This window comes from Ruegeria sp. TASC047 (genome assembly GCF_059612445.1).
In genome coordinates, this window is sequence record NZ_JBXWQP010000016.1 from 1 (window position 1) to 3381 (window position 3381).

Here is a 3381-nt window from a genome sequence, read left to right on the forward strand (position 1 = left end):
CTAATGACTGAGCAGGTTTTTGAGGTATTTACCGTATTCGTTTTTGCCGAATTTGCGGGCGCGGGCTTCGAGGTCCTGGTCGCTGATCCAGCCCAATGTATGGGCGATTTCGTCGGGTGATCCGGTTTGCAGGCCTTGCCTGTCCTGAAGCGTGCGCACGAAGTTTCCGGCGTCCAGCAGGCTTGCATGGGTTCCGGTATCCAGCCAGGCGTAACCGCGTCCCATGCGGTTGACGCTGAGCAACCCGGCCTCAAGGTACATTTCAAGCAAGGTGACAATCTCAAGCTCGCCGCGTGCAGACGGTTTTACGGCTCGGGCCCGTTCAGGGGCAGAGCCGTCCAGAAAATACAGTCCGGTCACGGCGTAGTTCGATGGCGGCACTTGGGGTTTCTCGACAATCTGGGTGACGGCGCCAGCCTCGTCATAGGCCACGACCCCGTAGCGTTCGGGGTCAGCGACCCGATAGCCGAAGACAGTGCCTCCGGTCTCTTTGGCGTCTGCCGATTGCAGGATCTCGGGCAGGCCGTGCCCAAAGAAAATGTTGTCGCCCAGCACCATGGCCGAGGGGGCACCATCCAGAAAATCTTCCGCCAGAATATAGGCTTGCGCCAACCCGTCAGGAGAAGGTTGAACAATCCAGGTCAGGGACAGGCCCCATTGGCTTCCGTCACCCAACAGGCGCTGAAACTGCTCCTGATCCTGCGGCGTCGTGATCATCGCGATGTCGCGGATCCCGGCCAGCATCAGCACCGAAAGGGGGTAATAGATCATCGGCTTGTCATAGATGGGCAAAAGCTGTTTCGAGACGCCCATCGTGATCGGATAAAGACGGGTGCCTGACCCGCCTGCCAGAATGATACCTTTGCGTTTCTTGCCGTTCCGGGTCGTCATGTGCCGAGCTCTCCAAGGTCTTCAAGTATGCTGTGCAGGCCCGCCTTCCAATCCGGACGGGGCACGCCCAGTTCCGTTGTCAACGTCGTGCAGTCCAGGCGGCTGTTCAGGGGGCGTTTCGCGGGGGTCGGGAATGCGCTGGACGGAATGTCTTCGACATTGCAGTCAATGCCGGCCTGATCGAAGATCTCGCGCGCAAAATCGGCCCAGCTGACATCAGGGCCACCGCTGCAATGGTAAATTCCGGTCTTTTCATCCGGGTTTGTCAAAAGGGAACGGGCCGCGCCGATACAGGCCTCGGCCAGTGCCGATGCCGGGGTTGGCCCGCCAATCTGGTCTGCGACGATCGTCAGGTGGTCACGCTCTTTGCCGAGGCGCAGCATGGTTTTGACGAAGTTATGTCCATGTGACGACACCACCCAAGAGGTTCGTATGATTGCATGGGGTCCGCCCGCCGCAATCACACCGGCCTCACCCGCCAGCTTGGTGCGCCCATAGGCGCCCAGCGGGCCGGTCGCGTGGTTGGGTAAGAACGGGGCCGTGCCCGCCCCGTCAAACACATAATCCGTCGAGACCTGAACAAACGGCAATCCGCGCCCGGCCGCAGCTTTGGCCAACGCCGTGGGCGTGGTTCCGTTGATCAGCAGGGCAAGGTCTTCCTCCGCTTCGGCCTTGTCGACGGCGGTATATGCGGCGGCGTTGATCACCGAATCCGCGTCGGTGTTGCGAACCAGGGCCGCGCACCCTTCAGGATCGGTAAAATCCGCCTTGTCGCGCCCAAGCGCTTCAACCGAGATATCCCCGCCACACCGGATCAGTTCCCGGCCCAGTTGACCGGTCGCCCCGAAGACCAGAAGTTTCACGCGCTGACCCCCAGCCGTTCGCCAACACCGGACCGGTTCTGTAAAGATCGCCACCAGTCTTCATTGTTCAGGTACCATTCAACCGTTCTGCGCAGACCTTCCTCTACCGTCACGGACGGGCGCCACTTCATTTCGCTGCGCATCCGCGAGGGATCGATGGCGTAACGCGCATCATGCCCGGGGCGGTCTGTGACAAAGGTGATCTGGTCCGCATAGACCCCCTGCGGTTTCGGGCGCAGGTCGTCCAGGATCGCGCAAAGCGTCTGCACCAGTTCCAGGTTGCTGCGCTCGTTCTCGCCACCGATGTTATAGGACCGGCCGACAGTCCCCTTTTGCACCACCAGCAAAAGCGCGTCGGCGTGATCCTCGACATACAGCCAGTCGCGGACATTCGAGCCGTCGCCATAAATCGGCAGCGCCTTGCCCGCGATTGCGTTCAGGATCACAACGGGGATCAGCTTTTCAGGGAAATGATAGGGCCCGTAATTGTTCGAACAGTTGGTCAGCACCACCGGCAGGCCATAGGTCTCGTGCCAGGCCCGGACCAGATGATCGCTGGAGGCTTTTGACGCGGAATAGGGTGACCGCGGATCATAGGGGGTATCCTCGGTGAACTGGCCGGTGGGGCCCAGGCTGCCAAAGACTTCATCGGTCGAGATATGGTGGAACCTGAAAGTGTCCGGTTTTCCTTGTCCGGCCCAATAGCTGCGCGCCGCCTCCAGCATGTTGTATGTGCCTAGGACATTGGTTTCGATGAAAGCCCCCGGCCCGTCGATGGACCGGTCAACATGGGATTCCGCCGCCAGGTGCATCACCGCATCAGGCGCATGTTGGGCAAACACCGCCTTCAGGGCTGCAGGGTTGCGGATATCTGCGTGAACAAAGGCATAGTTCGGGTTCTCTGCAACCTCGGCAACATTGTCGAGGCAGGCCGCATAGGTCAGCGCATCAAGGTTCACGACCTGATGTCCGTCCGCAATGGCACGCCGCACGACCGCGGACCCGATGAAACCCGCACCACCTGTCACCAACAGTTTCATATTCTATCCTTCGTAAACAAACGGGCTGTCAAAATCGGCCAGGGCAGGTGCAATCCTGTCCTTGTCGCTCAGCACCGGGTTCCCCTGCAAGGGCCAATCAATACCACAGCTGTCCCAGCGCACAGCCCCATCGGCATCCGCATTGTAAGAGCTGGTACATTTGTAGCAGATTTCGGTGTCGGGCTCTAACGTCACAAAACCATGGGCAAATCCCGCCGGCACCCAAAGCTGCCGCCCGTTCTCAAAGCTGAGCTCGATGCCGAAAGATTGCCCATAAGTTGGCGATCCCTTGCGGATATCGACGGCGACATCATAAAGCGCGCCCCGGCCCGCGCGCACCAATTTGCCCTGCGCATGCGGAGGCGCCTGAAAATGCAGGCCGCGCAATGTCCCCACCGAGGACGACAGCGAATGGTTGTCCTGCACAAATTCCGGCAACACAACCCCAGCCTCCTCCAGCCGCGCCTTGTTCCAGCTTTCGGAAAAAAACCCGCGCAAATCCCCATGCCGCTGCGGGCGAATAACCAACACACCCGACAACCCCGTCTGCTCAATCTCCATAACACCTAACCTCAACCGTCTGTTGC

4 protein-coding genes are annotated in these 3381 nt (G+C 60.0%); all 4 read right to left on the reverse strand.

Annotation, left to right across the window (positions count from 1 at the left end; all coding sequences use genetic code 11):
* From rfbA to rfbC, 4 genes are read right to left on the reverse strand one after another with little or no spacing between them, the layout of a single operon-like run.
* Positions 1–891 carry a glucose-1-phosphate thymidylyltransferase RfbA gene (rfbA, locus tag AC2FLO_RS01920; RefSeq protein ID WP_496755254.1) on the reverse strand — a complete coding sequence of 297 codons (891 nt, stop codon included), beginning with the start codon at positions 889–891 and terminating at the stop codon, positions 1–3.
* Complete coding sequence (rfbD, locus tag AC2FLO_RS01925; protein WP_496755256.1) at positions 888–1754, reverse strand: dTDP-4-dehydrorhamnose reductase; 867 nt, start codon at positions 1752–1754, stop codon at positions 888–890. The genes rfbA and rfbD overlap by 4 nt, the downstream gene beginning before the upstream one ends.
* Complete coding sequence (gene rfbB / locus AC2FLO_RS01930) at positions 1751–2794, reverse strand: dTDP-glucose 4,6-dehydratase (protein ID WP_496755258.1); 1044 nt, start codon at positions 2792–2794, stop codon at positions 1751–1753. The genes rfbD and rfbB overlap by 4 nt, the downstream gene beginning before the upstream one ends.
* Before the next feature lie 3 nt (positions 2795–2797).
* Positions 2798–3355: a dTDP-4-dehydrorhamnose 3,5-epimerase gene (gene rfbC / locus AC2FLO_RS01935; RefSeq protein WP_496755260.1), complete on the reverse strand. Its 558-nt coding sequence runs from the start codon at positions 3353–3355 to the stop codon at positions 2798–2800.
* Positions 3356–3381: the final 26 nt, after the last annotated feature.